We start from the raw sequence: 26,933 nt of genomic DNA on the forward strand, positions 1-26,933 counted from the left end.
GGCGTCACCTGCTTTTGGGGGTGATTTGGTTGTTCTTGCTGCGAAAGGAAATACACTGAGAACAGCACTGCGGAAGAAGGCCGACATCGTGCCTTCGCCGGCCGGGATCAGCGTAAACGACGCCGTGTCCCGCGCCATCAACACAGTCCTTGCCAGTCTGGAAGACTCCAAGGCCGAAAACATCGTCTCAATCGATATTCAGGGGAAATCGAGCCTCGGCGACTACATGGTCGTCGCGTCGGGCCGATCGCACCGTCATGTCTCGGCTGTCGCCGACCATCTCCTCAAGGCGCTCAAGGATGCCGGCCTCGGCACGGCGCGCGTCGAGGGGCTGTCCGGCGCCGACTGGGTCCTGATCGATTCGGGCGACATCATCGTCCATGTCTTCCGCCCCGAAGTCCGCGAATTCTACAATCTCGAAAAGATGTGGCAGGCGCCGGATCTCGAGGAAGAGACCCTCCACTAAGCCGCCTTTGTTTTGATGCATGTCATTGTCCCAGAACCGCTTCCCACTTTGGGTGACGTGCATTAGCGGCTTATAGAGGCGAGGATGAAGATTTCAGTTCATGCCGTGGGCCGAATGAAAGCCGGCCCCGAGCGGGAGTTGGCCGACCGCTATTTCGAGCGCTTCGCCAAGAGCGGGCCGGCGGTCGGGCTTGAATTCGCCGGGATAACCGAGATCACAGAGGGCCGGTCGCAGAGCGCTATCGAGCGCCAGCGCGACGAAGGCTCCCGACTGCAGGCGCAGCTGCAGCCGGGCACGGCGCTGATCCTGCTCGATGAGCGCGGCAAGAGCCTTTCCTCGCAGGATTTAGCCAATCGTATCGGGCAGTTGCGCGACGGTGGGCGCAAGGCGCTGGTGCTGGCCATAGGCGGCGCCGACGGCCACGATCCGCCGCTGCGCGACCAGGCGGATCTGGTGCTGTCGTTCGGTGCGCTGACCTGGCCGCATCAACTGGTGCGGGTGATGCTGGGGGAGCAGCTCTACAGGGTGGCGACGATCCTTTCCGGCCACCCCTATCATCGCGCGTGAGCCTGCCGCACAGTTGGCGCCAGCGGTGATTCGTTGCCCATTGCCCGGATTTCCGCCCCAATGCGGAGCTAGATTCAGAATCTGTGGTTTGATGCATGTCGTTGCCCAAAATGGGGACCACTTTGGGCAACATTCATTCGGGGACGGGCTGGTCAAACATGGTTGATGGTTCGTTAACGAAGCCGCGGATAGTATAGATCGCGAATGTCTGAGGGCTGGAAATCGATAACGGGCCCGACAGGGGGCTCCTGGCGCGCGCGCTGCGGCATGGCTGCGGTGGCGATGCTTCTGTCGTTCCACTCGGCGCGGGCTGAAAACACGCTCGACATGGCGCCCGATCCGGACCAGAGCCGCGCCGAGTACGAGCAGGTTTCCAAGGAAATAACGCTGTCGTCCGAACGGCTTGCCAAGCTCGCCGCCGATATTGCCGCAGTCAAGAAGGACCATGCCTCGATCACCGCCGCGCTGATCCAGTCGGCGATGACCGAGCAGAAGCTTGGTCAGGACATCGAGGACATCGGCGCCAAGCTGGAAGGGCTGAAAGACCGGCAACAGAAAATCCGCGCCTCGCTCATGGCGCGACGCGATGTGCTGGCCGAGGTGCTGGGCGCGCTGCAGCGCATGGGGCTCAACCCGCCGCCGGCGATCCTGGTCAAGCCAGAGGACGCGCTGTCGTCGGTGCGAAGCGCCATCCTGCTCGGCGCCGTGGTGCCGGAATTGCGCCAGCAGACCGACAGCCTGCTGGCCGACCTCAAGGAGCAGACCCGGGTAACGGCCTCGATCGAGGCCGAGCGGGCGCGGCTGACGGACGCTGTCGGCGAGCAGGTGGCGGAAAAGAAGCGGCTCGGCATGCTGCTGGAAGCCAAGCAGAAGCTCGAGGCCGATACGCAGGCGCAAATGGCGGCCGAACAGCAGCGTTCCGAGCAGCTGGCGGCCAAGGCCTCCAGCCTGAAGGACCTGATCGCCTCGCTCGAAGCGCAGGCCGACAAGGCCCGCAAGGCCGCCGATGCCGCAAAGGCAGCCGCCGCGGGCCAGCCGGGTGACGTTCCGAACAGTGATGGAAACGATGGCGGCGACAAAACGGCATCGCTGGCGTCGCTGCCGGTTCCCGAAGGCAACCGGCTCACCGCGACCGCCCCCTTTTCGGCGCTGCAGGGGCAGATCGCGCTGCCGGTCACCGGCCGCATCAAGCGCCGGTTTGGCGCGGACGACGGTAATGGCGCGGTGATGCTTGGCGACATGCTTGCGACACAATCGGGAGCCATCGTCACCGCTCCGGCGGATGGGAATGTGCTTTATGCGGGGCCGTTTCGCTCCTATGGTCAACTCTTGATCCTCAATGCTGGCGACGGTTATCATGTCGTTCTGGCGGGGATGAGCAGAATCAGCGTCGTGACTGGCCAGTCAGTGCTCGCAGGAGAGCCGGTCGGTGCGATGGGAGAGGCCCAGGTGGCAAGCACCTCGGTTTCGAAGAATGGAAATGCCACGCCGGAACTCTACGTCGAGTTCCGCAAGGATGGAAAACCCGTCGATCCGACCCCATGGTGGGCGGACCGTTATTCTGGAAGGACGTGAAATGATGCGGAAACTGTCGCTTCTGTTTGCCGGTGCGCTGATGGGCGCATCCGCCATGAGCCTCGTCTATGGTGCTCCTGGCTCGTCGGCGAACGCTGCGGGATCGGAGACCTACAAGCAGCTGGCGATCTTCGGCGACATCTTCGAGCGGGTGCGGGCGCAATATGTCACGCCGCCCGACGACAAGTCGCTGGTCGAGAACGCCATCAACGGCATGCTTTCCTCTCTCGATCCGCACTCCTCCTACATGAATGCCGAACAGGCGCAGGATATGCGCGTGCAGACCAAGGGCGAGTTCGGCGGCCTCGGCATCGAGGTCACCATGGAGAACGACCTGGTCAAGGTGATCACGCCTATCGACGATACGCCCGCCGCCAAGGCTGGCGTGCTGGCCGGCGACTACATCGCCAAGATCGACGGCGAAGAGGTTCGTGGCCTGACGCTCAACGACGCGGTCGAAAAGATGCGCGGCCTGGTCAACACGCCGATCAAGCTCACCATCCTGCGCCAGGGCGCCGACAAGCCGATCGAGCTGACGGTGGTGCGCGACATTATCAAGGTCAAGGCGGTCAAGTTCCGGGTCGAGAACGACATCGGCTACATGAAGATCACCTCCTTCACCGAAAAGACCTATGACGACCTCGAGAGCGCCATCGACACCATCAAGAAGCAGGTGCCGGACGACAAGCTCAAGGGCTATGTGCTCGACCTGCGCCTCAATCCGGGTGGCCTGCTCGACCAGGCGGTGAGCGTGTCCGACGCCTTCCTGAAGCGCGGCGAGATCGTCTCGACGCGTGGCCGTGATCCGAAGGACGTCACCCGCTTCGACGCCAAGCCGAAGCAGACCGACGACATCAACGGCAAGCCGATGATCGTGCTCGTCAATGGCGGCTCGGCCAGCGCGTCCGAAATCGTCGCCGGCGCGCTGCAGGATCTGCGCCGCGTCACGGTGGTGGGCACGCAGTCCTTCGGCAAGGGTTCGGTGCAGACCATCATTCCGCTCGGCGAGAATGGCGCGCTGCGGCTGACGACGGCGCTCTACTACACGCCATCGGGCAAGTCGATCCAGGGCAAGGGCATCACGCCCGACATCAAGGTCGACCAGCCGCTGCCGCCGGAACTGCAGGGCAGGGACCTGACGCGCGGCGAATCCGATCTCAAGGGGCACATCAAGGGCGCCGACGAGAGCGCGACCGGCTCGGGCTCGGCAGCCTATGTGCCGCCGGATCCGAAGGACGATCTGCAGCTGATCTTTGCCGAGAAGCTGCTGCGCGGCGAGAAGACCGATCCGGCCTTCCCGCCCAATCCGGAAAAGGCCGTGCTCAACCAGTAACGGTTTGGTCGGCCGGGTCTGGCCGCCTGAACGAAGCAATGCGATGCTGCCGGGACCGAAAGGTTCCGGCAGTTTGATTCGGGGAGGCAAGACCAGGCCTCCGGATGCGGCGCCAGGGGGCGCCAGGGTTGATGAATTCGCGCATGTCGTCGAAGGGGTCGCCTTCGCAACCATGCGCCCCGGGGACAGGGCTTGGCTGATATCGGCAAGGACATCGAACGCCCGCTTGGACAGACGCTCCGGGCGCCGCGCGCTGCCCGCAAGTTCAGCACTGGCGTGGTTGCGTCGACCGTTGTCGTGCTGGCGCTGGTCGGCGTCTCGGCCGCGATCGCGCTCCGGGAAAAGCCGTTTCGAAAGCCGCAAGAGGTCGCCGTTTCGACGCCGAAAGTGACGGCTGCGGCCGAGCCGGCCGCCGCGCCATCCGCTCTGGCCCCGGTGGCGGCGCCAAAGGTTGAAACGCCGTCCAAAACCGGTGGTCCTCAGATCATCCATGTGCAGAAGGAGGAGGGCGATGGCCCTCCGCAAGCCGCCATCGTCATCCGTGATCCATCGAGCATTGGGCAGAACCTGAAGATCGCGCATCTTCCCGACAAGGCGCTGATCGAAGCCAGCGACACCGGACCGCTGCCGATACGCTCCGCCGATGGAAGGCGGCCTTTCGATGTCTATGCACGGCCGTGGTCCGGCGCGCGCGGGGCGCGGGTGGCGATCGTCATCGGCGGGCTGGCCGTCTCGCAGACCGGCACCCAGGCTGCGATCGCCAAGCTGCCGGCGGAAGTGACACTGGCCTTCGCGCCGCAAGGCAACAGCATCGGCCGCTGGATGCAAGCCGCCCGGCAGGGTGGCCACGAGATCGTCATGCAGGTGCCGCTCGAACCGTTCGACTATCCCAACGTCAACCCCGGCCGCAACACGCTGACGGTGGCGGCGAGCGCCGAGGAGAACCTCAAGAGTTTGCACTGGGCGCTGTCGCGGACGACGAACTACACCGGCGTCATGAACTATATGGGCGCGCGTTTCTCCGCCGACCCGGCGGCAATGGGGCCGTTCATGGCCGAACTCGGCAAACGGGGTCTGGCCTATATAGACGACGGTTCGTCGGCGCGCAGCCTGGCGCCCGACCTGGCGCTGAAGGACGGCGTGCCCTTCGTAGCCGGCGATACGGCGATCGACGCCGTGCAGGATCGCGGCGCAATCCTGAAGAAACTCGACAGTCTCGAAGCCACAGCGCGGGCCAAGGGCACTGCCGTCGGCATCGGCTCGGCCTTCGATCTCACGGTCGACACCGTGTCGTCCTGGATTGCCGAGGCCAGGAAGCGCGGCATCGAGATCGTGCCGATTTCAGCGGTGGCGATCGATCCGCAAAAGGGTTAGCCATCGCAAGATGGCTGGAGAGACTGACTGATGCCGAAGACGAAAATAGTCGACCGCGAAACGCTGCCCTATCGTCCCTGTGTCGGGCTGATGATCCTCAATGGCGAAGGCCTGGTCTGGGTCGGGCATCGCATTGCCGAGCCCGACAGCGAATTCGCCGGCACGACGCAACTGTGGCAGATGCCGCAAGGCGGCATCGACAAGGGTGAGGAACCGCTGCAGGCGGCCGAGCGTGAGCTTTATGAGGAGACCGGCATGCGCAGCGTCTCGCTGCTCGCCGAGGCGCCGGACTGGATCAATTACGACCTGCCGGATCATCTCGTCGGCATTGCCTTCAAGGGCCGGTATCGCGGCCAGACGCAGAAATGGTTCGCCTTCCGCTTCCATGGCGAGAGCAGCGAAATCCACATCAATCCGCCGCCCGGCGGCCACACCGCCGAATTCGACAAATGGTCGTGGCGGCCGATGCAGGATCTGCCCGACCTGATCGTGCCGTTCAAGCGCAAGGTCTATGAAGAGGTGGTGGCGGCGTTCAGCCATCTGGCGCGGTAATCGCGCGTCGAGGTTGCCGCGTTGGTGCGAGGGTCGTATTGAAGGCCGATGCAATGAGGGTCGCCATGAACGACGCCGTCAACCGGTCCGCTGCGAAAACCGTCACCGGGTGGCCGGTCAGCGAGGCGGCGGCCGGCGCGATCCTGACGATCGATCTCGGCGCGATCCGTGAAAACTACCGGCGGCTGAAGGCGCGGCTGGGCGGCGTGGCCTGCGCGGGCGTGGTCAAGGCCAATGGCTACGGGCTTGGCGCCGCCCAGGTGGCGGCGGCACTGACCCGGGAAGGCTGCGACATCTTCTTTGTCGCTCTGCTGGCCGAAGGCATTGCGCTGCGCAAGGCGATCGGAACCGGGCCGGATATCTATGTGCTGAACGGGCTGCCGCCTGGCTCCGAGCCGGAAGCGATGGCGGCTGGGCTTTGCGCGGTCATCAACAGTGGCGCGCAGTTGAAGGCCTGGCGCGCGGCGGCGCAGGCTGCCGGTCGCCGGCTGCCGGCTGCCATCCAAGTCGACAGCGGCATGTCGCGGCTCGGCATGGCGCCGGCCGAAGTCGAGGCGCTGGCTGGGGATAGCAGTGCGTTCGACGGCATCGACGTCAAATATGTGATGAGCCATCTGGCCTGCGCCGACGAGCCTCACCATCCGGCCAACGAGCAGCAGCGGCTGGCCTTTGAACGGCTGCGCGCCGTACTGCCCGAGGCGCCTGCCTCGCTCGCCAATTCCTCCGGCATCTTTCTCGGGCCGTCCTACCATCACGATCTCGCTCGGCCGGGAGCGGCGCTCTACGGCATCAACCCGACGCCTGGTGAGGCCAATCCGATGCTGCCCGTGGTGCGGCTGCAGGCCAAGGTGGCGCAGACGCGCCGCGTCGAAAAGGGCGCCGGCATCGGCTATGGCCACAGCTATCACGCGGACGCTCCGCTGAGCCTGGCGACGATTTCGTTCGGCTATGCGGATGGCTGGCTGCGCCGCTCCGCTTCGGCGGCCTGGTTCGGGGGCGTGCGCCTGCCTTTCCTCGGGCGCGTGTCGATGGATTCGATCATTCTCGACATATCGGCCCTGCCGCCCGGCAGGCTGCGCGAGGGCGATGTGGTCGAGCTGCTCGGTCCCTCGCAGAGCGTCGACGATGCCGCCGGCCATGCCGGCACCATCGGTTATGAAATCCTGGCCAGTCTCGGCCCGCGCTTTCACCGCCACTATGTCGGCGGTTGAGCGGTTTGGCCGCGCTTGACAAGCGGGCGCCTGTCGGCAAGGTTCGGGGCATGAGCCACCTCGCTTACACCAGAACCTTGTTCAGGGTCTGCCCGATCGCGGGATCGTAGCCCCGGCGCGGCCGCCTTCTGGCGTCCGTCCGTATCGGGGCATCCATACATCCAAACCGCCATCAAGCCGTACAGCCCTTCGTGGCTGCCGGCTTTCATCACGCCGCCATCAGTGCGGCGGCAAGCGCGCATCCATTCGATGCGCCGATCCAAGAGGTGTGCCATGCAACATGCAACAGGACCGCGTCCATCGAGTCGGATTGTGATCAGCGACACCGACCATGACAGGTTGACCGGCCTGGCGAGAGCGTTGCTCGACCGTGCCCCCGAGACGGCCGAGGAACTGCTCTTCGAGATGGACCGCGCCGTCGTCACGGACGCGGCGGCGATGCCGGCCGACGTGGTGCGTATGGGTTCGATCGTGACGGTCCGCGGCGAAGGCGGGGAGACCCAGCGCATCATGCTGGTCTATCCCGGCGACGCCGACATTGCCGAAAACAGGATCTCGGTGCTGACGCCGATGGGAACGGCGCTCATCGGGGCGGCGGCCGGGCAGGCGGTGTGCTGGAGCAGTCGGGGCGGCCGTGAACTGTCGGTGACCGTCGAAGCCGTCGACACGCCGGCCTCCGGCGCGCAGCGGCGCTGATCGAGGAGGCGGTGATGAAGAACACGAATTGCTGCCTGACGACGAAGGACCGCGCCGTCCTCGAAGTCATGCTGGAGCGCCGGCGGGCATTCGCGGATCCGATCGTGCGCATGCTCGAACACAAGCTTTCAAGCGCCGATATCGTGCCGATCGATTCGGTCGGCCCCGATATCGTCACGCTGAACAGCAGGGTGGTGTTCAGCGTCGATGCCGGTCATGCCGAGACGCGTACCCTGGTGCAGAACGAGGGGCGCGGGCCGGTGGGCTCCAGCCTGTCGGTGGCAACCAGGCGTGGGCTGTGCATGCTTGGCATGGCGCAGGGCCAAGCGGCTTCGATCGAGCACGCCGACGGCCGGCGGGAGTCGATCCTGATCAAGGCCGTGCTCTACCAGCCGGAGGCTGCCCGGCGCGCGGTCAGGCAGAGGGACCGGGCCGACGGGCGGCGACCGCACGGGCTCACTCTCGTCTACAGCGCCGCAGACGATTGGCGGCCTCTTGGCGAGACGCCCGGAATGCGGCAGACAGAAGACGACGACCCCGGTCCCTCGGCGGCGTGAATGGGCAACAGCGCATGGTTCTCGAAAATCGGCATCGATTTTCATTTGGGATCATGCGCAAATCGAGAAATGCGGTCGCGTCCACGGGCGTCCTGAGGACGCGCGGCGCGGCAAGGAGTGAACGATGCAGATCATGGTGCTGGGCGGCGGCGTCATCGGGGTGACCACGGCCTATTATCTTGCCGAGGCCGGCCACGAGGTGACGGTGCTCGACCGCCAGAAAGGCCCGGCGCTGGAAACCAGTTTCGCCAATGCCGGCGAGATTTCGCCCGGCTATGCCTCGCCCTGGGCCGGCCCCGGCATTCCGCTCAAGGCGATCAAATGGCTGTTGATGAAGCATGGCCCGCTGGTGGTGCGGCCGGCCTTCGATCCGCATATGTGGACCTGGCTGGTCAAGATGCTGCGCAACTGCACCGCGGAGCGCTATGCCATCAACAAGTCGCGCATGGTGCCGCTGGCCGAATACAGCCGCGACACGCTGAAGGCGCTGCGCGAGGCGACCGGCATCACCTATGACGAGCGCAGCCGGGGCACGCTGCAGCTGTTTCGCACGCAAAAGCAGCTCGACGGCACCGGTGGCGATGTCGATGTGCTGAAGAAATATGGCGTGCCCTACGAGATCCTCGACCAGGACGGCTGCATCGCGGCGGAGCCGGCGCTGGCCGGCGTGCGCGAGAAATTCGTCGGCGGGCTGAGGCTGCCGCATGACGAGACCGGCGACTGCAAGATGTTCACGGAGAAACTGGCCCAGCTCTGCGTGGCGCGGGGCGTCAAGTTCGAATACGACACGACGATCTGGCGCGTCCTGCGCAGCCGCAACCGTATTGCCAATCTCAGCACCAGCAAGGGGTTCAAGGCCTCCGAAGCCTATGTGATGGCGCTGGGCAGCTACTCGGCCGGCTTCATGCGCCGGATGAAGCGGTCGATCCCTGTCTATCCGGTCAAGGGCTATTCGATCACCGTGCCGATCAAGGATGCCGCCCTGGCGCCGGTGTCGACCGTGATGGACGAAACCTACAAGGTGGCGATCACCCGGCTGGGCGACCGCATCCGCGTCGGCGGCACGGCCGAGATTTCAGGCTTTGACCTCAGGTTGCACGAATCGCGGCGGCGCACGCTCGAACATTCGGTCGGCGATCTCTTTCCGGGCTCCGGCGCCATGCGCGAGGCGACCTTCTGGTGCGGCCTGCGGCCGATGACACCGGATGGGCCGCCGCTGATCGGCCGTACCGAGCTTTCCAATCTCTTCCTCAATACCGGCCATGGCACGCTCGGCTGGACCATGGCCTGCGGCTCGGCCAAGGTGCTGGCCGACATCATGTCGAACAAGGTGCCTGACATCGATGCCCGTGCCCTGGCGCAGGAGCGCTACCTGAAATAGGCGGCGCGGGAGATCAGAACGCCTGCTTGACCCAGGCTTCGTCGAACAGCAGCCGATAGATCCACGGGATCGTCACGTTGCTGGAAACCGGATTCGAATGGGCGAGATAGTCGTCATAGATCGGCTTCATCCTGACGTAGAAGGCGGGATCGAGCACCATCATGCCGTTCTCTGAATCGTGGAAGAAGCTGCGGTTGTTGAGGTTGACCGAGGAGATGGCGACCAGCCTTTCGTCGATCATCATGATCTTGGAATGCAGCACCACGTCGGGCGCCTTGAACTCGCGGATGTTGATGCGGTCGCCATATTTCTCGACGAACAGCTTGTTGAGCGCGGTGAGGAACTTGCCGCCAATATCGCCCTTGAGATCGATGCGGCCGACAATGTCGATCTTGACGCCGCGGGCGAGCGCCCGGTCAAAAGCATGGGCGAGGCTCGGCGTCAGATTGAGGTAGGGATTGACGATCTGGATATGCTGCCGGGCGGCATCGACCAGCTCGACGAAATAGTCCTCCAGCGCATGGTCGTCCTCATAGGGCACGGAGATGAAATGCCGGGCATTGCCCTGGGGGCGGCCATTTCCATGGACCGGGATGGAGAAGGGGCGCGCCAGATTGGTGTCGGCGTCGCGCAACCATATCGTCGATAGATGCGCGGCGAGCGTCTCGACCGTCGCCCGGTCGGCGAACTCGATGTCGAAGTCGCTCCAGTTCGAATAGTAGTTCAGCGAAAAGCCGTCGGTCTTGCCGTATTGCTGCAGGTCCGGATAGCGCGACAGGTCGATCGGACTATGGAACAGGAAGCCGTCATGGATGTTGCGGCCGCCGATGATGACGCGCGAGCGCGCAGGGTCCACAGCCAGCGTCGCCAGCATCTTGATATGATGGGTCTTGTGCAGCTGTGAAATCTGCTCGTCGATCGGCGCGCCATGATCGGCGCGCCAGCGGTATTCCTGCAATTCGACATTGGGGAATTCGGCCGCCAGCCGGTGCAGCATGGCGTCGTCCTTTTCGCGCTCCAGCACGTCGGTGACCAGTATGCGCACCTTGGTGCCAAGGGCGGCATGATGGCGGATCAGCCGCTCGATGATGCAGCCGGAGAAGTCCGCCTTGAATTCCAGCGACGACAGATAGATCAGCTTCAGCCGTGGCGCCCTGGAGAAATCGAGAGGCAGCTCCGGGTCGCCTTTGTCTATCGCCGCATCGGACAGCGGTGCGCCCATCAGCGCCTCGACCTTGGCGTTGAAGCCGTCGCGCGACTTGCGCAGCAGCCTGGGCTCGCCGACGGGTAGGGCGCAGGTCTGCGACAGCCAGCGGCTGGCATAGAAGGCGCGCTCGAGCGCGTCGAGGCCGGCGCTTTCGGGGACCGGGCAGCGCTCGTAGCGGCTGTCGAAGCTGGCGAGAGCCGGATCCGCGGTCTCTTCGCGCCGGATGGTGAGCGGCGCCCCGGCCGGGACAAGGCTGGAGCGGATCCTTGCCGTGCAGCGGTTCAGGCTGTCGCTGGGAAACAGGCTGACCGTGTCGTCCTCGCCGGACAGGCGAAAACGAAATGCCGCGCCGGCGGCGATGGTGCGCGAGGCTCCGGCGGCGCGGATCGCCAACGCGCCGTCGCAGGTGGCCTCGATCTCGACCGGCTGCTCTCCGGCCTGGCGCACGACGATCTCGGTGCTTCGCGCCTGCAGGCCGGAGAAATCGAAACTCTTGGGTGACGAGGGCCGTGCCGCCGCATCGATGTAGAGCGTCTGCCGCGACACCCGCCAGCGTCCGTCGAAATGGCCCACGCCGCTACCGCCATTGGCCGACGGCAGATGTGTCCTGGCGAGTGGTTCGGCCAGTTGCTGCAGCGTCGAATAGGTCGCCCGGAAGCCGCTGTTCTGCACATCGCGGCGGTTGCGCCCGAACGGGCCGGTACCGTTGGCGCGATCCATGGCGCCGAGCTGATTGTGGGCGAGCAGCGCCAGGAAGCGTCTTTCGTAGTCGCTGGCGCCGGCATCGCCAAAAAACTGCGACGCGGCGACCTGCGGCCCAGGCGTGCTGGCCGACAGAGACGGCCGCGCGCAGGCCGCCTGTCCCGGCAGGAGATTGCAGGCATTGCGGCCTGTGCCGGCACAACCGGCAAGGGCGGTCAGCCCGAACAGGGCAAGGATGATAAATGCGTGGCGATTCACCCGGTGGCTCCGGCCTTCATGGCGCTCAACTGAGCCGGGTCGCGCGGCGGCATGAAGCCTTGGGGAAACACCTTGCAGACGGGGATGGCGAAGGTAGCGATCAGCAATTCCGCCTCGCTGCGCATCTTGCGTGGCGCCGTCTTGTCATCACGGATCGCCCGGGCGGAGGCGACGAGCGCGCCGTCGCAATCGCAATGATTGTGGCGCGCGATGTAGCAGGCGTCGTGGGTCTGACACGCCGCGTCGAGGCGGTCGACCGGCCGGGCCGACATATCGCCGGTGCGGGTGCCGGGGCCGCAATAATTGCCGAAGACGAAAGGCGAGGGGCGCGCCATGGCGTAACGGATCGGCTTGGGCAATTCGGCTTCCGGCACTTTTGTCCACGGGTTGGCGCAGGCCGAAACGAAAATCAGCGGCAGGATGGCAAGAACGGCTCGCATTTTTTCCGCGCCAGCTTTCTGAACGATTCCCACCGGCGGCCCTGCCAATGGCCGGCGACCGCATGCCTGATGCCACACTGGCCGGTTTTGTGGCAAGCAAAAGGCGGCGTGTATCACCAGACCGTGTTATTACCGCAGCGATACAACCTGCCGGGCGCATCGACCCCGTCTGGCATTTCGCGAGCACCAGTGATGCGTATCGGCTTTGCGGCTACAGCTGTCGTATTTCTGTCCTGCATCTCGGCGGCCAACGCCGCCGACAAGACCGTTCACGACAAGGACAACGGATTTTCCCTGACCTTTCCGGAAGGGTGGAGAAACGAGGCGCCTTCCGGCAAGACGATGCGGCTGAAGATAAAATCCGGTGATCAGGGCCTGACCTGCCGGATATCGGTCGGTCTCTATGATCCGCAGGCGTCCGGTTCACCCGCCGATCCCAAGGCATTTCTCGAAAGGGGCTGGTCGCCGCAGGCCTGGCAAGAGATGGTGGGAGCCGCCTTTACCTCGGCGGCCTTCAGCAACGAAAAGTTGATCCGCTTTCCCGATGGCTATCCGGCACGAATTGCCGATATGGATTTCCAGGTCGGCGACGGCAGCGCCAGCTTCCCCGGTCACGCCAAGGTCGTGCTTTCGCTGCGCGGCACCCACTTCGGTCTGGTGACTTGCGGGCTCACGGGCGACAGCCTCGAGCAAATGAAGCAGAAGTGGGCGCCACTGGCCGACGAGGCCGAACGGGTGGCGAGTTCGTTCGTTCTCGATGGGCCCTGAGCGCCTTACAGGAAGAGACTTCTTTCCCGCTCCACCGCCTTGGTGATGAAGCCGGCGACGATCTGGATGCGGCGCAGCGGCCTCACCGATTCATGATAGACCAGCCAGTAGGCACGGCGGATGGGCGCCACCACATCGACGGCCACCAGTTCCGGCATCGAGCGCGCGACGAAGGTGTGCAGGATGCCGATGCCGGCGCCCGAGCGCACCGCTTCGGCCTGGCCGAGTGCCGAGGAGATGGCGAAGCTGGTGCGCCAGTCCGCGCTGAATTCGGCCGCGTAGTCGAGCGAAGGGCTGACGATGAGATCCGGCACATAGCCGATGAGGGTGTGTCGGCCGAGTTCGGCCGCGGTTTTGGGCAGGCCATTGGCCTCGGCATAGGCGCGCGAGGCAAACAGGCCCAGCGAATAATCGACTAGCTTACCCGCTACCAGCCGGCCCTCGGTCGGCCGCTCGACGGTGATGGCGATGTCGGCTTCGCGACGGGACAGCGAGAAGGAGCGCGGCACCGGCACGAGCTGGATCGTCAGCTCGCGATGCAGTGCGGTCAGTTCGCCGAGGCGCCTGGCCAGGAAGGCGACGCCGAACCCGTCCGGCGCGCCGATGCGCACGGTGCCGGAGATATCGTCGCCTTCGCCTGATATGGTCGAGCGCGCGGCGATCATGTCACCCTCCATGCGCTCGGCAATGTCGAGGAAGCGCTCGCCGGCCGGCGTCAGTTCGCTGCCTGTGGTCAGACGGCGAAAGAGCTTTGTGCGCAATGCGTCTTCGAGCGCGGCGATGCGGCGCGAGACGGTGGCGTGGTTGAGCTCCAGCCGCTTGGCTGCGCCCAGGATCTGGCCGGCGCGTGCCACGGCGAGGAAGATACGGACGTCATCCCAGTTCATGGGAATCCCCAGGAGATATCTTGCGGTCCTCCATTTGCGAGAATTGATGCGCGCCCGTCAATCGTTATCTATTTGCTGCACAACGGTTGCGTTCTTCCTCGCGTTGCCTTCGCCATCGCAAAGGCGGACAATGCGTCCATCACAAACAAGGGAGAGATATCATGATCGAATACGGTCATTTCATCGGCGGCAAGCGTGTCGCCGGCACCAGCGGCCGCAAGCAGGACGTCATGCAGCCGATGGACGGCTCCGTGCGCGGCACGGTGGCGCTGGCCTCGCAGGCGGAACTGCGCGCGGCGGTCGAGAATGCCAAGGCGGCGCAGCCGAAATGGGCCGCCACCAACCCGCAGCGCCGCGTTCGCGTCTTGATGAAATTCCTCGAACTGGTCGCCCGCGACTATGACGAACTGGCCGACATACTGGCGCGCGAGCACGGCAAGACCATCGCCGACGCCAAGGGCGACATCCAGCGCGGCCTCGAAGTGGTCGAAGTCTGCATCGGTGCGCCGCACATGATGAAGGGCGAGTTCACCGATGGCGCCGGCCCCGGCATCGACGTCTATTCGATGCGCCAGCCGCTCGGCGTCGTCGCCGGCATCACCCCGTTCAACTTCCCGGCGATGATCCCGCTGTGGAAGATCGCCCCGGCGATCGCCTGCGGCAACGCCTTCATCCTGAAGCCGTCGGAGCGTGATCCGGGCGTGCCGATCCGCATCGCCGAACTGTTCCTCGAGGCCGGCCTGCCGGCTGGCATCCTCAACGTCGTCAACGGCGACAAGGAAGTCGTCGACGCCATCCTCGACGATCCCGACATCAAGGCCGTCGGCTTTGTCGGCTCAACGCCGATCGCCCACTACATCTATTCGCGCGGCACCGCGGCGGGCAAGCGCGTGCAGTGCTTCGGCGGCGCCAAGAACCACATGATCATCATGCCTGACGCCGATATGGACCAGACCGTCGACGCGCTGATCGGCGCCGGCTACGGCTCCGCCGGCGAGCGCTGCATGGCGATCTCGGTGGCTGTGCCGGTCGGCAACGACACGGCCAACCGGCTGATGGAAAAGCTGATCCCGCGCGTCGAGAGCCTGAAGGTCGGACCGTCGACGGATTCGGCCGCCGATTTCGGCCCGCTGGTGACGGCGCAGGCGCTGGAGCGGGTGAAGGGTTACGTCGATACCGGCGTCAAGGAAGGCGCCAAGCTGGTCGTCGATGGCCGCGGCTTCACGATGCAGGGCTATGAGAACGGCTACTATATGGGCGGCTGCCTGTTCGACAATGTCACGGCGGACATGCGCATCTACAAGGAAGAAATTTTCGGGCCGGTGCTCTCGGTGGTACGTGCACCGACCTATGAGAGCGCGATCAAGCTCGCCAACGACCATGAAATGGGCAATGGCGTCGCCATCTTCACCCGCGACGGCGACGCCGCGCGTGATTTCGCAAGCCGTGTCCAAGTCGGCATGGTCGGCGTCAACGTGCCGATCCCGGTGCCGATCGCCTATTACACGTTCGGCGGCTGGAAGGCGTCGTCCTTCGGCGACCTCAACCAGCACGGCCCGGACGCCTTCCGCTTCTACACCAAGACCAAGACGGTGACGTCGCGCTGGCCGTCCGGCATCAAGGATGGCGCCGAGTTCGTCATCCCGACGATGAACTGATTGGGAAACGTTCCAAAACAAGAAAGAGGCGGCTCATCCCGCCTCTTTCTTTTTTGTCGGCCGCTTGCCTCCGTCAGACCGTCGGTATGGTGCCACCGTCGATGACGTATTCGGCGCCGTGGATCGCCGAGGCGCGGTCCGAGACAAGGAATGCCACGAGTTCCGCAACCTCTTGCGGCCATGCCGGCCGGCCGATCGGGATGCCGCCCAGCGCATCCATGATGCCCTGGCGGGCGGTTGCCTCATCCGAGCCCGAGTGGGATGCCAGCCGCTTCACCATGGCTTCCGAAGCAGTGGTGTGGATCCAGCCCGGCGCCACGGTGTTGACGCGGATGCCTTTGGGGCCGAGTTCCTTGGACAGCGCCTTGCTGTAGGTTGAAAGGGCTGCCTTGGCCGCCGCATAGGCGATTGTGGATTCGTGCAGCGGCAGGCGGCGCTGGATCGACGACATGTGAACGATCACGCCTGAACCTTGCTCGATCATATGCGGGACAAGCAGGCGATCGAGCCGCACTGCCGCCAGCAGGTTGAGGTCCAGTTCATCTTGCCAGGCCTGCTCCGACAGTCCGGCAAATCCTCCTCCTGGGCTCTTCGAACCGCCGACGTTGTGAACGATGATGTCGACACCACCAAGCTGCTCCATGACACCCGCGGCGACCTTTTCGACGCCTGCCAGAGTGCTGATGTCGGCCCGCATGAACAGCTTCGGCTGGCATGCTTCCGTCGCCGAGCGAGCGGTGGTTGCAACCATCGCTCCCGCCGCCGAAAGCCTACGCACGATGGCCTCGCCGGCACCCTTTGTGCCCCCGGTGACCAGAACGCGCTTGCCGGCAAATTCCCGATCGTCGACCGCAAATTTCTGGACGAAGGTCATGCGCCGATCTCCAGCCGCGCGATCCGGTCATCGGCCAGTGTGAAGACGTAGTGGAGTGTCGCGGGGCTGCCGGGGAAATTTCCAGACACGATGCCGGCGATCCGCCATTTATCGCCGTTGACCGTCACGTCGGCGACCTCGACGGACACCCGGTATTTGCGTGTCGTTGCCTCCATCCAGCCGCGGATGGCGACTGAGCCTCGATGGGGTTCGCCTTCGTCCTTGACCGTGGCGTCTGACGAGAAAGGCACGAGCATGGCGTCGATGTCGTGCCGGTTCTTGGCGGCAAAATAGTCGGCCAGCGGCTGCGGAAGGTTTGCGGTCATGGTGTCGTGTCCGGTGCGGGGTTGCCGCCGCCCATCGAGGCCGGCGGCGCTTGTCCGGCTTCTAAAATGAGATATACTGGTGAAATGACAAGAACAGACGAAAAAGTAAGGTACTTACCTGAGAGTAAGCCCGAGACGTTGACGCCGTTGTCGGCGGCGAGCGGCGTCGAGAATGTGCTGCGCATCCTCGAGGGCCGCTGGAAGCTGGTGATCCTGTTTCACCTGTTCGGCGGCAAGGTGCTGCGCTTCTCCGACCTCGAACGGGCGATCCCGGCGATCTCGTAGAAGATGCTGATCCAACAGCTGCGGCAGATGGAGGCCGACGGCATCGTTCGCCGTATCGTCCACCACCAGGTGCCGCCGAAGGTCGAGTACTGCCTGACCGATTGGGGCCAGGCGCTGTGCCCGGCCCTCGACGCCTTGCTGAAATGGGCGGCACTTCGCGAACCGACGGAAGTCTGACGCCGATCGTTGCTCTGCAACGCGCCGCAAGCTCCGAAGCGATGCTTGTTTTCAGATCGGGGCCTCACCATATCGATTCCAGGGAATGATAAGGTTCCCTGACGACAGACCGGAAACCAGAAGGAGTGACGTGATGAAGACGTCGAACCCGGCCTGGAGCGTTCCGGTGCGTTGAGGCTGCCCCATGTGCCTCCCTTTGCCGGAACGCCAAGGCGAAGGAGGTGCCAGATGGCACACAGTTTTTCGTTTCGATGGATCAGGATAGCCGTGATCGGCGCCGCGCTGGCGCTGTCGGCGCTTTCGGCGCAGGCGCAATTTATCTGCGGCGGCCACAACGACCTCGTCGCGGGACTGGCGCAGGCCTTTCAACAAAAGCAGCTTGGTTATGGTGTGGTCGGGCAATCCGCCATTGTCGAGATCTATGTTTCGGCAAGCGGGACCTGGTCCATGCTGGTGACCGACGTGCAGGGCCGAAGCTGCATCTTCGCGACCGGTGAGGGATGGGAGAGTACCGCCATCGCCGCCGCGCAAGGAATCTGATCGCCCATTCAACGCGTCGCGGCGACCTCGGCGTGGCCGCGCAGCAGCGCCATCAGCCGCTTGGCATCCTTGGCGGCTGCCTCCTCGTCGCCGTCGAGGATCGAGCGGATCAGCGCGACATGATGCTCGGCTGACTCGGCCAGGCCCGTATCCGCCTTGTAGCGGAACCAGAAGCGGCGGCTGTGGGTCTGCAGCGGCGCGGCCAGCCGCGCGGCGAAGCGGTTGTCAGCGGCCATCGCCAGCGCCTCGTCCAGCGCCTTGTCGGCCTGGATGAAGGCAAGCACATTGCCCGAGATGACCGCCTTCTGCATGGCCAGCGCCGCCTCGTGAAACAGGTCGGCGGCCTCGCGGGTGACGAAGCGGGCGGCCGAGCGGGCCAGCACCACCTCGACGCCGCGTCGGGCGTCGAGCACGCGCAGCCAGTCGCCGGGATGCAGCGGCGCGATCGCGATGCCGGCGCGTGGCCTGACATCCAGCAGCCCTTCCCAGGCCAGCCGCTGGATCGCCTCGCGCACCGGCGTGCGGCCGAGGTCCAGCTTCTCGATAAGCGCTCCTTCGGTGACAAAGCTCGACGGCGCCAGTTCCAGCGTGACGATCATATGCTCGAGCACGCGGTAGGCCCTGGCCGCCGCCGGCTCGGACGTCATGGTTGCTTCCATGGATATCAAAGGCGACCTCCTGATATATTTTGGATATATCATAACGGATTCCGCATTGACAGTGAGTTTCTTAACAGATATACGGCTGATATATCAGATGGAGACACGATTATGTGGACCGGAGTTTTCCCCGCCGTCACGACCAAATTCACCGCCGACGACCGGCTCGACCATGCCGAAATGGAGCGCTGCTTCGGCCTGCAGATGGAGGCCGGTTGCGACGGCATCATCGTCTGCGGCTCGCTCGGCGAAGGGCCGATGCTGTCGCCTGACGAGAAGATCGAGGTGCTGAAGACCGCGCAGAAAGTCTCCGGCAAGAAGCCGGTGCTGCTGACCGTCAATGAGGCGGGCACCCGGGAGGCCGCCGCTATTGCCAGGCGCGCCGCGAGCGAAGGTGCCGATGGCCTGATGGTGGTGCCGAGCCCGATCTACCACACCAATGCGGAAGAGACCGTCGCGGCGCTGCGCGCGGTCGCCGAGGCCGGCGACCTGCCGGTCATGATCTACTCCAACCGGCTCGCCTATCGCGTCGACGTCACCGTCGACCAGATGGAGGAGTTGGCGTCGGACAAGCGCTTCGTCGCCATCAAGGAATCCTCCGACGATATCAGGCGCTCGACCGAGATCATCAACCGGCTTGGCGACCGCTACGATCTGTTCACCGGTGTCGACAATCTCGCCTTCGAGGCGCTGTCGATCGGCGCCATCGGCTGGGTAGCCGGCCTGGTCACCGCCTTCCCGCGCGAGACCGTCGCCATCTTCCAACTGATGAAGCAGGGCCGCCGCGAGGAGGCGCTCGCCATCTACCGCTGGTTCCGGCCGCTGCTCGACCTCGACGTCTCGACCTATCTGGTACAGAACATCAAGCTTGCCGAAGTGCTGGCAATCGATACCAATGACCGCGTGCGCATGCCGCGCCAGCCGCTGTCGGGCGAGCGCCGCAAGGCAGTCGAGAAGATCATACGGGATGCGCTGGCGGTGCGGCCGAAGCTGCCGTCGCTCCAGACGTCTCCTCTATCGGCGGACAGACTGGTGGCAGCCGAATAAGGGACAGCACCGACGTGCCAGAAAATTCCAAATCCCCGGAACAGGAGCAGCGCTCCGCCGCTGGGGCGCCTTCTCCCCGTGAATGGGGAGAAGGGAAAGATATCGCCATTGTCGGCGGTGGCATCATCGGCATCTGTGCCGCTGCCTTCCTTGTCGAGGCGGGGTGCAGCGTAACAATCTTCGACCGCACCGGCATCTGCGAGGAGACGAGCTCCGGCAATGCGGCGGCCTTCGCCTTCTCAGACGTGCTGCCGCTGGCGCACAAGGGCATGATCAAGCACCTGCCGAAATGGCTGGCCGATCCGCTCGGCCCGCTCAGCATTCCGCCCGCCTACCTGCCGCGGCTGCTGCCCTGGCTGATCCGCTTCTGGCGCGCCGGCGCGCCGGCGAAATACGAAGCCAGCCTCGCCGCCCAGGCCGGCATGATGAAGCTCGCCGAAACCGAATGGATGGGGCTGCTCGATCGCTCCGGCACGCGGCCGATGCTGCGCGAGGACGGCTCGCTGGAGCTCTACGAGAGCGAAGCCGAGTTCCGCGCCTCGCTGTCCGGCTGGGCCGCGCGCGAGCGCTTCGGCATCGGCTTTCGCCATGTCGAGGGCGAAGGCCTGGCGGGTTTGCAGCCAGGCCTCTCCCCGCGCTTCATCAAGGGCACCTTCGTGCCGGGCTGGAAGACGGTGGCCGATCCAAAGCTGCTCGGCAAGGCGGTGTGGGCTTACGCCGAGGCCAAGGGTGCCCGCTTCGAGAGGGCTGGGATCGATCGGGTCGCGGCGGACCAGGATGGCGCGACACTGACGTTGGCCGATGGCACGACCAGGCAGGCAAGGCACCTTATCGTCGCTGCCGGCGCCTGGTCGCATCTTCTGGCGCGGCAGCTTGGCGACCGCATTCCGCTGGAGACCGAGCGCGGCTACAACACGACGCTGCCCAGGAGTGCCTTTGACGTGAAGCGGCAGCTGATCTTCTCCGGCCATGGCTTCGTCATCACGCCGCTGGAGACGGGCCTGCGCGTCGGCGGCGCCGTCGAGCTCGGCGGCATCGAGCGGCCGGCCAATTTCAACAGATCGAAGGCGCTCCTGCAGAAGGCGCAGCAGTTCCTGCCCGGGCTCAATCCCTCGGGCGGGCGCGAATGGATGGGGTTCCGGCCCTCGCTGCCGGATTCGGTGCCTGTCATCGGCAAGGCCTCGGGAAGCCGGCCGGTGGTCTATGCTTTCGGCCACGGCCATCTGGGCCTGACCCAGGCCGCGGCGACCGCACGGTTGATCCGGGAAATCATCCTGGGGCAGGTTGCGTCTGTTGATCTTGCCCCCTTCAGTCCACAACGGTTTTGAATTTTTCGAGGAACGACATGGCCAAGAAATCCTTCTTCTGCATCGACGGCCACACATGCGGCAATCCGGTGCGGCTGGTCGCCGGCGGCGGCCCGCTGCTCGAGGGCTCGACGATGATGGAACGGCGCGCGCATTTCCTCGCCGAGTATGACTGGATCCGCACCGGGCTGATGTTCGAGCCGCGCGGCCATGATGTGATGTCAGGTTCGATCCTCTATCCGCCGACGCGCGAGGATTGCGACATCGCCATCCTGTTCATCGAAACCTCCGGCTGCCTGCCGATGTGTGGCCATGGCACCATCGGCACGGTGACGATGGCCATCGAACACGGGCTGATCAAGCCGAAGACGCCGGGTGTGCTGAGGCTCGATACGCCGGCCGGGCTGGTCATCGCCGAATACAAACAGGTCGGCGAATATGTCGAGGAAGTGCGCATCACCAATGTGCCGTCTTTCCTCCATGCCGAAGGTCTGACGGTCGAATGTCCCGGGCTCGGCGAGATCACCGTCGATGTCGCCTATGGCGGCAATTTCTACGCCATCGTCGAGCCGCAGAAGAACTACCGCGACATGGCGGATTATTCCGCCGGCGACCTCATCGCCTGGAGCCCGGTGGTGCGGCAACGGCTCAACGAGAAATATTCCTTCGTGCATCCGGAGAACCCCGGCATCAACAGGCTGTCGCACATGCTGTGGACCGGAAAGCCGACGGTGAAAGGGGCTGATGCCCGCAATGCCGTGTTCTACGGCGACAAGGCGATCGACCGCTCACCGTGCGGCACCGGCACCTCGGCGCGCATGGCGCAACTCCATGCCAAGGGCAAGCTCAGGGCGAGCGATGCCTTCGTGCATGAATCGATCATTGGTTCGCTGTTCAAGGGCAAGGTCGAAAAGGAGGTCACCGTGGCGGGCAGACCGGCGATCATCCCCTCGATCGGCGGCTGGGCGCGGATGACCGGACTGAACACCATCTTCATCGACGACCGCGATCCGTTCGCGCATGGTTTCGTGGTCAAGTGAGGAGAATCCTGACCTTGCGGAAAGGAGTGTGACGAAAAGACGAACCCTGTCAGGAACGCAACGAATCCTCTTATCACCTAATTTTGACGGCGATTTCTTCGAAACGGGGTGCATGATACGGCCGAATCGTCAAAGACATTGCGTTATGCCAATGATAGGGTCCGCGATAGTCCAGGGGTCGGGTGCAGAAAACGGGCGGTCGGAACGACGTGAATCGGAAACACGCGGGGCGGTCAAAAAAAATCACGTTGCAATCCGGGCTCGAAACTTTACGACTAGGGGAAATACGAAAAGGAATGCGTCTGCATGGGCGACATTCCAGGGGAGCCATGTACACATGCAGTATTTTGTCCAGCAGCTTATCAACGGGCTGACGCTGGGATCGATCTATGGGCTGATCGCAATCGGCTACACGATGGTCTACGGCATCATCGGCATGATCAACTTCGCCCATGGCGACATCTTCATGGTGGGCGCCTTCACGGCGCTGATCGTCTTCCTCATCCTCGGCGCGCTGTTCTATTCGGTGCCCGTGGTCATCGCGCTGCTGGTCATGATGATCGTGGCGATGCTGCTCACCAGCCTCTACAACTGGACGATCGAGAAGGTGGCCTACCGGCCGCTGCGCGGTTCGTTCCGGCTGGCGCCGCTGATCACCGCCATCGGCATGTCGATCGCGCTGTCGAACTTCGTCCAGGTGACGCAAGGTCCGCGCAACAAGCCGATCCCGCCGATGGTTAGCCAGGTCTACAACATCAACGGCGTCAGCGTGTCGCTGAAGCAGATCATCATCGTCATCGTCACCGCGCTGCTCCTGGTGGTGTTCTGGTACCTGGTCAACAAGACCTCGCTTGGCCGGGCGCAACGCGCCTGCGAACAGGACCGCAAGATGGCGGCCCTTCTGGGCATCGACGTCGACCGCACCATCTCCATCACCTTCATCATGGGCGCCTCGCTTGCCGCCGTCGCCGGCACGCTGTTCCTGATGTATTATGGCGTGGTGGCCTTCTCCGACGGTTTCGTGCCGGGTGTGAAGGCATTCACCGCGGCGGTGCTTGGCGGCATCGGCTCGTTGCCGGGCGCCGTGCTCGGCGGGCTGCTGATCGGCTTCATCGAGAGCATGTGGTCGGCCTATTTCTCGATCGACTACAAGGACGTCGCGGCGTTCTCGATCCTGGCGATCGTGCTGATCTTCCTGCCTTCCGGCATATTGGGCCGGCCAGAAGTCGAAAAGGTCTGAGATCATGGCCGTGACCGTATCTCGTGAGAGCGACAGCGTCGCCACCCCCACCCAACGCGCGCTTAAGGAAGCGTTTTATGCCGGTGCCATCGCGCTTGGCCTGTTCGTGCTGTTCATCGGTCTGAAGACCGGTCAGAACATGTCCAATGAACTGGTCCTGACTCAGCGTTGGGGCCTGCTCGCCGCCGTGGTGATCGCCACGGCCGTCGGCCGTTTCCTCTATGTCGCCTATGGCCAGCCCTTCATGGCCAACCAGAAGATCGCCAACGTCGCCACCGGTCTGTTGCCGGCCAGCGTGGGGTCACGGTTCTTCACGCTGCCGGCGTTCATCGTGGCTGTCGTCGCGATGGTGCTGCTGTTCGTCTTCAATGGCTCCCTCGCCGGATGGGTGGGAGCGGAACCTGCCGGCTATCTGCAATTCCTGCGCGCCCTGGCGGTCATCTATGTGCTGGCTTGCGTGATCTACTACTTTCGCGCCTTCATCCATGCCAACTTCACCAAATTGGGCATCACAGCGCTGGTGCTATACCCGATCCTCGTGGTCGCGGTGCTGTCGCTGAACGCCTGGTCGATTGCTGGAGGGCTGCAGGGCTCGCTGAAATGGGTCGACAATTTCGGCATCCAGATCCTGATCTATGTGATGCTGGCCTGGGGGCTGAACATCGTCGTTGGCCTCGCCGGCCTGCTCGATCTCGGCTACGTCGCCTTCTATGCACTGGGCGCCTATGCCTATGCGCTTCTTGCCACGCAATACGGCCTGTCGTTCTGGATCCTGCTGCCAGCCGCGGGCTGCATGGCCGCTCTGTGGGGGGTGCTGCTCGGCTTCCCCGTGCTGCGCCTGCGCGGCGATTATCTGGCGATCGTGACGCTCGCCTTCGGCGAGATCATCCGCCTGGTGCTGATCAACTGGCGTGAGGTCACCAACGGGTCGGCCGGTATCTCCGGCATTCCCAAGGTTTCCTTCTTCGGCCTGATGACCTTCAACGTGTCGGATCCCAACTACATTGCCAAGGTTCTGCACATTGCGACCTCGAGCGCCTACTACAAGATCTTCCTCTACTATCTGATCCTGGGCCTGTGCCTGCTTACCGCCTTCGTCACCATCAGGCTGCGCCGTCTGCCGGTCGGCCGCGCCTGGGAGGCCTTGCGTGAGGACGAGATCGCCTGCCGCTCGCTCGGCATCAACACCACCACCACCAAGCTGACTGCCTTCGCAACCGGTGCCATGTTCGGTGGCTTCGCCGGCTCGTTCTTCGCCGCGCGGCAAGGCTTCGTCAGCCCGGAATCCTTCGTTTTCCTGGAATCGGCCATCATCCTTGCCATCGTCGTTCTCGGCGGCATGGGCTCGCTGGTCGGCATTGCGGTTGCCGCGATGGTGATGATCGGCGGCACCGAGGCGCTGCGCGAACTCGACTTCCTCAAGCAGATCTTCGGGCCGGACTTCACCCCCGAACTCTACCGCATGCTTCTGTTCGGCATGGCCATGGTCATCGTCATGCTGTGGAAGCCGCGCGGCTTCGTCGGCAGTCGCGAACCGACCGCCTTCCTCAAGGAGCGAAGGGCTGTCTCAAGCTCCTTCACCAAGGAGGGCCACGGCTGATGAACGCGACCACGCAAATGAACGACGCCATCCTGCAGGTCGACCATCTGTCGATGAAATTCGGCGGCCTGGTCGCCATCGGCGACCTCTCCTTCACCGCCAGGCGCGGCGAGATCACGGCGCTGATCGGGCCTAACGGCGCCGGCAAGACCACCGTGTTCAACTGCATCACCGGCTTCTACAAGCCGTCCGAAGGCATGATCACGCTCAACCGGGCCGACGGCTCGACCTATCTGCTGGAGCGGCTGCCCAACCATGAGATCCCGGCGCGCGCCAAGGTGGCGCGCACCTTCCAGAACATCCGGCTGTTCTCGGGCATGACGTTGTTGGAGAACCTTCTGGTTGCCCAGCACAACAAGCTGATGAAGGCATCGGGCTATACGGTGCTTGGCCTGTTCGGCTTCAGCGGTTACCGCAAGGCGTCAGCCGAGTCGATGGAGCTGGCCAGGCATTGGCTGGAGAAGGCCGATCTCGTCGATCGCGCCGATGATCCGGCCGGCGATCTGCCCTATGGCGCGCAGCGGCGCCTCGAGATCGCGCGTGCCATGTGCACGGGTCCGGAACTTCTGTGTCTCGACGAGCCGGCGGCGGGCCTCAACCCGAAAGAATCGGCGGCGCTCAACGAGCTCTTGATGGACATCAAGCACAACACCGGCACCTCGATCCTGCTGATCGAGCACGACATGTCGGTGGTCATGCAGATTTCCGACCATGTCGTGGTGCTGGAATACGGCCGCAAGATCTCCGACGGCAATCCGCAGTCGGTGCGCACCGATCCGCGCGTCATCGCCGCCTATCTCGGCGTCGACGACGAGGAGGTCGAGACCGTGCTGACCGAGGTCGGCGACGAGGACGTCATCGAGCAGCTCGACATTGGGCCGGATGCGGCGCATGGCCCGGGTACGTCGTCATCATACCTGGCCGGACCTGTGACCGACACTGTCGGACACAGCGATGGCGAGCGCGTCACGGTGTCGAAAGGCGCCTCGAAGGCGGCACAGGTCGATGCCCGCGCGGCAACCGTGGTGAGCAAACCCGTCGCAAAACCGGCCGCGCCGGCCAAGCCGGCGGCGAAAGCAGCACCGAAGAAGACGGCCGCCAAGGCGCCCGCTGCAAAGGCCGAAGGCATTTCGAACCGCCTCGCCGCCCCTCGTGGCGGCAAGGCCGACAACCTGACCCGCATCAAGGGTATCGGCACGGTCAACGAGAAGAAGCTCAACGAGCACGGCATCTTCCACTTCGACCAGATCGGCGCCTGGAAGAAGGCCGATGTCGAGGCTGCCGAAGCCTATCTCGCCTTTGACGGGCGCATTGCGCGCGAGGAATGGGTCAAGCAGGCCAAGCTGCTCGGTCGGGGCAAGGACACGGAATTCTCGCGCCGCGTCGATGCCGGCAAGGTGGCGACCAGCCATGCTTCCGCAAAGACTACCGGTGCGGCCAAGCCTGTGTCGGGCAAGCGTGGAGGGGGCAAATAATGGCCGGGACAACGCTGCTCGATATCAAGGGCGTGGAGACCTACTACGGCAACATCCGGGCGCTGAACGGCGTCGATGTCACCGTCAAGGAGGGCGAGATCGTGGCGCTGATCGGCGCCAACGGCGCCGGCAAATCGACGCTGATGATGACCATTTTCGGCGCTCCGCGCGCCCGCACAGGGACCATCACCTTCGCCGGTACCGACATCACCCAGTTGCCGACGCACGAGATCGCGCGCATGCGCATCGCCCAGTCACCCGAAGGCCGGCGCATCTTTCCGCGCATGACGGTGATGGAAAACCTGCAGATGGGCGCCAGCCTCGACAACCTCAAACACTATGACGAGGACGTCGAGAAGGTGTTCACGCTGTTCCCGCGGCTCAAGGAGCGCATCGCGCAGCGCGGCGGCACGCTGTCGGGCGGCGAGCAGCAGATGCTGTCGATCGGACGCGCGCTGATGGCGCGGCCGAAGCTGCTTCTGCTCGACGAGCCGTCGCTGGGCCTGGCGCCGCTGATCGTCAAGCAGATCTTCGATGCCATCCGCGAGCTGAACCGCACGCAAGGACTGACCGTGTTCCTGGTCGAGCAGAACGCGTTCGGCGCGTTGAAGCTCGCCACGCGCGGCTACGTCATGGTCAACGGCAATGTGACGATGAGCGGCACCGGCAAGGAACTGCTCGCCAATCCGGAAGTGCGCGCCGCCTATCTCGAAGGCGGACATCACTGAGTT

At 64.3% G+C, this 26,933-nt stretch carries 26 protein-coding genes and 1 pseudogene; 21 read left to right on the forward strand and 6 right to left on the reverse strand.

Annotated features, from left to right (window positions below; genetic code table 11):
- The first annotated feature begins 88 nt into the window (after positions 1 to 88).
- The 10 genes from rsfS to D3242_RS09230 all read left to right on the forward strand — a co-directional run bounded on the left by rsfS (position 89) and on the right by D3242_RS09230 (position 9,712).
- Entirely contained in the window at positions 89 to 466 is a 378-nt protein-coding gene (rsfS, locus tag D3242_RS09185; protein ID WP_010912111.1) for a ribosome silencing factor, read from the forward strand.
- An 84-nt stretch (positions 467 to 550) separates the two neighbouring features.
- Positions 551 to 1,033, forward strand: a complete 483-nt coding sequence (gene rlmH / locus D3242_RS09190) for a 23S rRNA (pseudouridine(1915)-N(3))-methyltransferase RlmH (protein ID WP_064981297.1) — start codon at positions 551 to 553, stop codon at positions 1,031 to 1,033.
- 204 nt (positions 1,034 to 1,237) lie between these two features.
- Positions 1,238 to 2,608 carry a murein hydrolase activator EnvC family protein gene (locus tag D3242_RS09195; RefSeq protein ID WP_064981296.1) on the forward strand — a complete coding sequence of 457 codons (1,371 nt, stop codon included), beginning with the start codon at positions 1,238 to 1,240 and terminating at the stop codon, positions 2,606 to 2,608.
- 1 nt (position 2,609) lies between these two features.
- Positions 2,610 to 3,941, forward strand: a complete 1,332-nt coding sequence (locus D3242_RS09200) for a S41 family peptidase (RefSeq protein WP_064981294.1) — start codon at positions 2,610 to 2,612, stop codon at positions 3,939 to 3,941.
- 192 nt (positions 3,942 to 4,133) lie between these two features.
- A complete protein-coding gene (locus D3242_RS09205; RefSeq protein WP_064981292.1) occupies positions 4,134 to 5,315 on the forward strand; it encodes a divergent polysaccharide deacetylase family protein in 1,182 nt (393 codons plus the stop codon).
- Positions 5,316 to 5,345: 30 nt separating this feature from the next.
- Positions 5,346 to 5,867, forward strand: coding sequence for an RNA pyrophosphohydrolase (locus tag D3242_RS09210; RefSeq protein WP_019861812.1), 522 nt, complete (start codon positions 5,346 to 5,348; stop codon positions 5,865 to 5,867).
- A gap of 65 nt (positions 5,868 to 5,932) precedes the next feature.
- Entirely contained in the window at positions 5,933 to 7,078 is a 1,146-nt protein-coding gene (alr, locus tag D3242_RS09215) for an alanine racemase (protein ID WP_064981723.1), read from the forward strand.
- A gap of 273 nt (positions 7,079 to 7,351) precedes the next feature.
- On the forward strand, positions 7,352 to 7,774 hold the full coding sequence (gene rnk, locus D3242_RS09220) for a nucleoside diphosphate kinase regulator (protein WP_064981290.1): 423 nt from the start codon (positions 7,352 to 7,354) through the stop codon (positions 7,772 to 7,774).
- A 14-nt stretch (positions 7,775 to 7,788) separates the two neighbouring features.
- A complete protein-coding gene (locus D3242_RS09225; RefSeq protein ID WP_019861809.1) occupies positions 7,789 to 8,331 on the forward strand; it encodes a GreA/GreB family elongation factor in 543 nt (180 codons plus the stop codon).
- 124 nt (positions 8,332 to 8,455) lie between these two features.
- Positions 8,456 to 9,712, forward strand: coding sequence for a D-amino acid dehydrogenase (locus tag D3242_RS09230; RefSeq protein WP_064981289.1), 1,257 nt, complete (start codon positions 8,456 to 8,458; stop codon positions 9,710 to 9,712).
- A 13-nt stretch (positions 9,713 to 9,725) separates the two neighbouring features.
- Here the strand turns inward: D3242_RS09230 and D3242_RS09235 are convergent, their stop codons facing one another.
- Both D3242_RS09235 and D3242_RS09240 read right to left on the reverse strand, forming a co-directional pair.
- On the reverse strand, positions 9,726 to 11,879 hold the full coding sequence (locus tag D3242_RS09235) for a phospholipase D-like domain-containing protein (protein WP_064981287.1): 2,154 nt from the start codon (positions 11,877 to 11,879) through the stop codon (positions 9,726 to 9,728).
- Positions 11,876 to 12,319 carry a phospholipase A2 family protein gene (locus D3242_RS09240; RefSeq protein WP_019861806.1) on the reverse strand — a complete coding sequence of 148 codons (444 nt, stop codon included), beginning with the start codon at positions 12,317 to 12,319 and terminating at the stop codon, positions 11,876 to 11,878. The genes D3242_RS09235 and D3242_RS09240 overlap by 4 nt, the downstream gene beginning before the upstream one ends.
- A gap of 192 nt (positions 12,320 to 12,511) precedes the next feature.
- Here D3242_RS09240 and D3242_RS09245 point away from each other — a divergent pair, with 192 nt between their 5' ends.
- The gene (locus D3242_RS09245) at positions 12,512 to 13,087 is read left to right on the forward strand and encodes a hypothetical protein (RefSeq protein WP_064981280.1); all 576 of its coding nucleotides are present in this window, start codon (positions 12,512 to 12,514) and stop codon (positions 13,085 to 13,087) included.
- A 5-nt stretch (positions 13,088 to 13,092) separates the two neighbouring features.
- Here the strand turns inward: D3242_RS09245 and D3242_RS09250 are convergent, their stop codons facing one another.
- Positions 13,093 to 13,974: a LysR family transcriptional regulator gene (locus D3242_RS09250; RefSeq protein WP_019861804.1), complete on the reverse strand. Its 882-nt coding sequence runs from the start codon at positions 13,972 to 13,974 to the stop codon at positions 13,093 to 13,095.
- A 161-nt stretch (positions 13,975 to 14,135) separates the two neighbouring features.
- Here D3242_RS09250 and D3242_RS09255 point away from each other — a divergent pair, with 161 nt between their 5' ends.
- Complete coding sequence (locus D3242_RS09255; RefSeq protein WP_019861803.1) at positions 14,136 to 15,632, forward strand: CoA-acylating methylmalonate-semialdehyde dehydrogenase; 1,497 nt, start codon at positions 14,136 to 14,138, stop codon at positions 15,630 to 15,632.
- Positions 15,633 to 15,705: 73 nt separating this feature from the next.
- Here D3242_RS09255 and D3242_RS09260 read toward each other — a convergent pair whose 3' ends face one another.
- Together D3242_RS09260 and D3242_RS09265 are read right to left on the reverse strand one after the other, a co-directional pair.
- Positions 15,706 to 16,506 (reverse strand): SDR family oxidoreductase, encoded by an 801-nt coding sequence (locus D3242_RS09260; protein ID WP_019861802.1) that lies wholly within the window; start codon positions 16,504 to 16,506, stop codon positions 15,706 to 15,708.
- A complete protein-coding gene (locus D3242_RS09265) occupies positions 16,503 to 16,832 on the reverse strand; it encodes a nuclear transport factor 2 family protein (protein ID WP_019861801.1) in 330 nt (109 codons plus the stop codon). The genes D3242_RS09260 and D3242_RS09265 overlap by 4 nt, the downstream gene beginning before the upstream one ends.
- 84 nt (positions 16,833 to 16,916) lie before the next feature.
- Between D3242_RS09265 and D3242_RS09270 the strand changes: the two are divergent.
- Positions 16,917 to 17,294 (forward strand): annotated as a pseudogene (locus D3242_RS09270) (winged helix-turn-helix transcriptional regulator).
- A 228-nt stretch (positions 17,295 to 17,522) separates the two neighbouring features.
- On the forward strand, positions 17,523 to 17,834 hold the full coding sequence (locus D3242_RS09275; RefSeq protein ID WP_064981278.1) for a hypothetical protein: 312 nt from the start codon (positions 17,523 to 17,525) through the stop codon (positions 17,832 to 17,834).
- Between the two features lie 8 nt (positions 17,835 to 17,842).
- Here D3242_RS09275 and D3242_RS09280 read toward each other — a convergent pair whose 3' ends face one another.
- Positions 17,843 to 18,535, reverse strand: coding sequence for a GntR family transcriptional regulator (locus D3242_RS09280; protein ID WP_064981273.1), 693 nt, complete (start codon positions 18,533 to 18,535; stop codon positions 17,843 to 17,845).
- A gap of 69 nt (positions 18,536 to 18,604) precedes the next feature.
- Between D3242_RS09280 and D3242_RS09285 the strand changes: the two genes are divergently transcribed.
- The 7 genes from D3242_RS09285 to D3242_RS09315 all read left to right on the forward strand — a co-directional run bounded on the left by D3242_RS09285 (position 18,605) and on the right by D3242_RS09315 (position 26,930).
- Entirely contained in the window at positions 18,605 to 19,540 is a 936-nt protein-coding gene (locus D3242_RS09285) for a dihydrodipicolinate synthase family protein (RefSeq protein WP_064981266.1), read from the forward strand.
- A 14-nt stretch (positions 19,541 to 19,554) separates the two neighbouring features.
- Entirely contained in the window at positions 19,555 to 20,868 is a 1,314-nt protein-coding gene (locus tag D3242_RS09290; RefSeq protein ID WP_064981264.1) for an NAD(P)/FAD-dependent oxidoreductase, read from the forward strand.
- A 17-nt stretch (positions 20,869 to 20,885) separates the two neighbouring features.
- Complete coding sequence (locus D3242_RS09295; protein ID WP_064981262.1) at positions 20,886 to 21,887, forward strand: 4-hydroxyproline epimerase; 1,002 nt, start codon at positions 20,886 to 20,888, stop codon at positions 21,885 to 21,887.
- A gap of 337 nt (positions 21,888 to 22,224) precedes the next feature.
- Complete coding sequence (locus D3242_RS09300; protein ID WP_019861793.1) at positions 22,225 to 23,127, forward strand: branched-chain amino acid ABC transporter permease; 903 nt, start codon at positions 22,225 to 22,227, stop codon at positions 23,125 to 23,127.
- 4 nt (positions 23,128 to 23,131) lie between these two features.
- Positions 23,132 to 24,727 carry a high-affinity branched-chain amino acid ABC transporter permease LivM gene (gene livM, locus D3242_RS09305; protein ID WP_019861792.1) on the forward strand — a complete coding sequence of 532 codons (1,596 nt, stop codon included), beginning with the start codon at positions 23,132 to 23,134 and terminating at the stop codon, positions 24,725 to 24,727.
- Entirely contained in the window at positions 24,727 to 26,202 is a 1,476-nt protein-coding gene (locus tag D3242_RS09310; RefSeq protein WP_064981260.1) for an ATP-binding cassette domain-containing protein, read from the forward strand. Before livM ends, D3242_RS09310 begins: the two co-directional genes overlap by 1 nt.
- The gene (locus D3242_RS09315) at positions 26,202 to 26,930 is read left to right on the forward strand and encodes an ABC transporter ATP-binding protein (protein ID WP_010912086.1); all 729 of its coding nucleotides are present in this window, start codon (positions 26,202 to 26,204) and stop codon (positions 26,928 to 26,930) included. The genes D3242_RS09310 and D3242_RS09315 overlap by 1 nt, the downstream gene beginning before the upstream one ends.
- The last annotated feature ends 3 nt before the right edge of the window (positions 26,931 to 26,933 follow it).

It is taken from the genome of Mesorhizobium jarvisii, assembly GCF_003601985.1.
GTDB classification, from domain to species: Bacteria; Pseudomonadota; Alphaproteobacteria; order Rhizobiales; family Rhizobiaceae; genus Mesorhizobium; species Mesorhizobium jarvisii.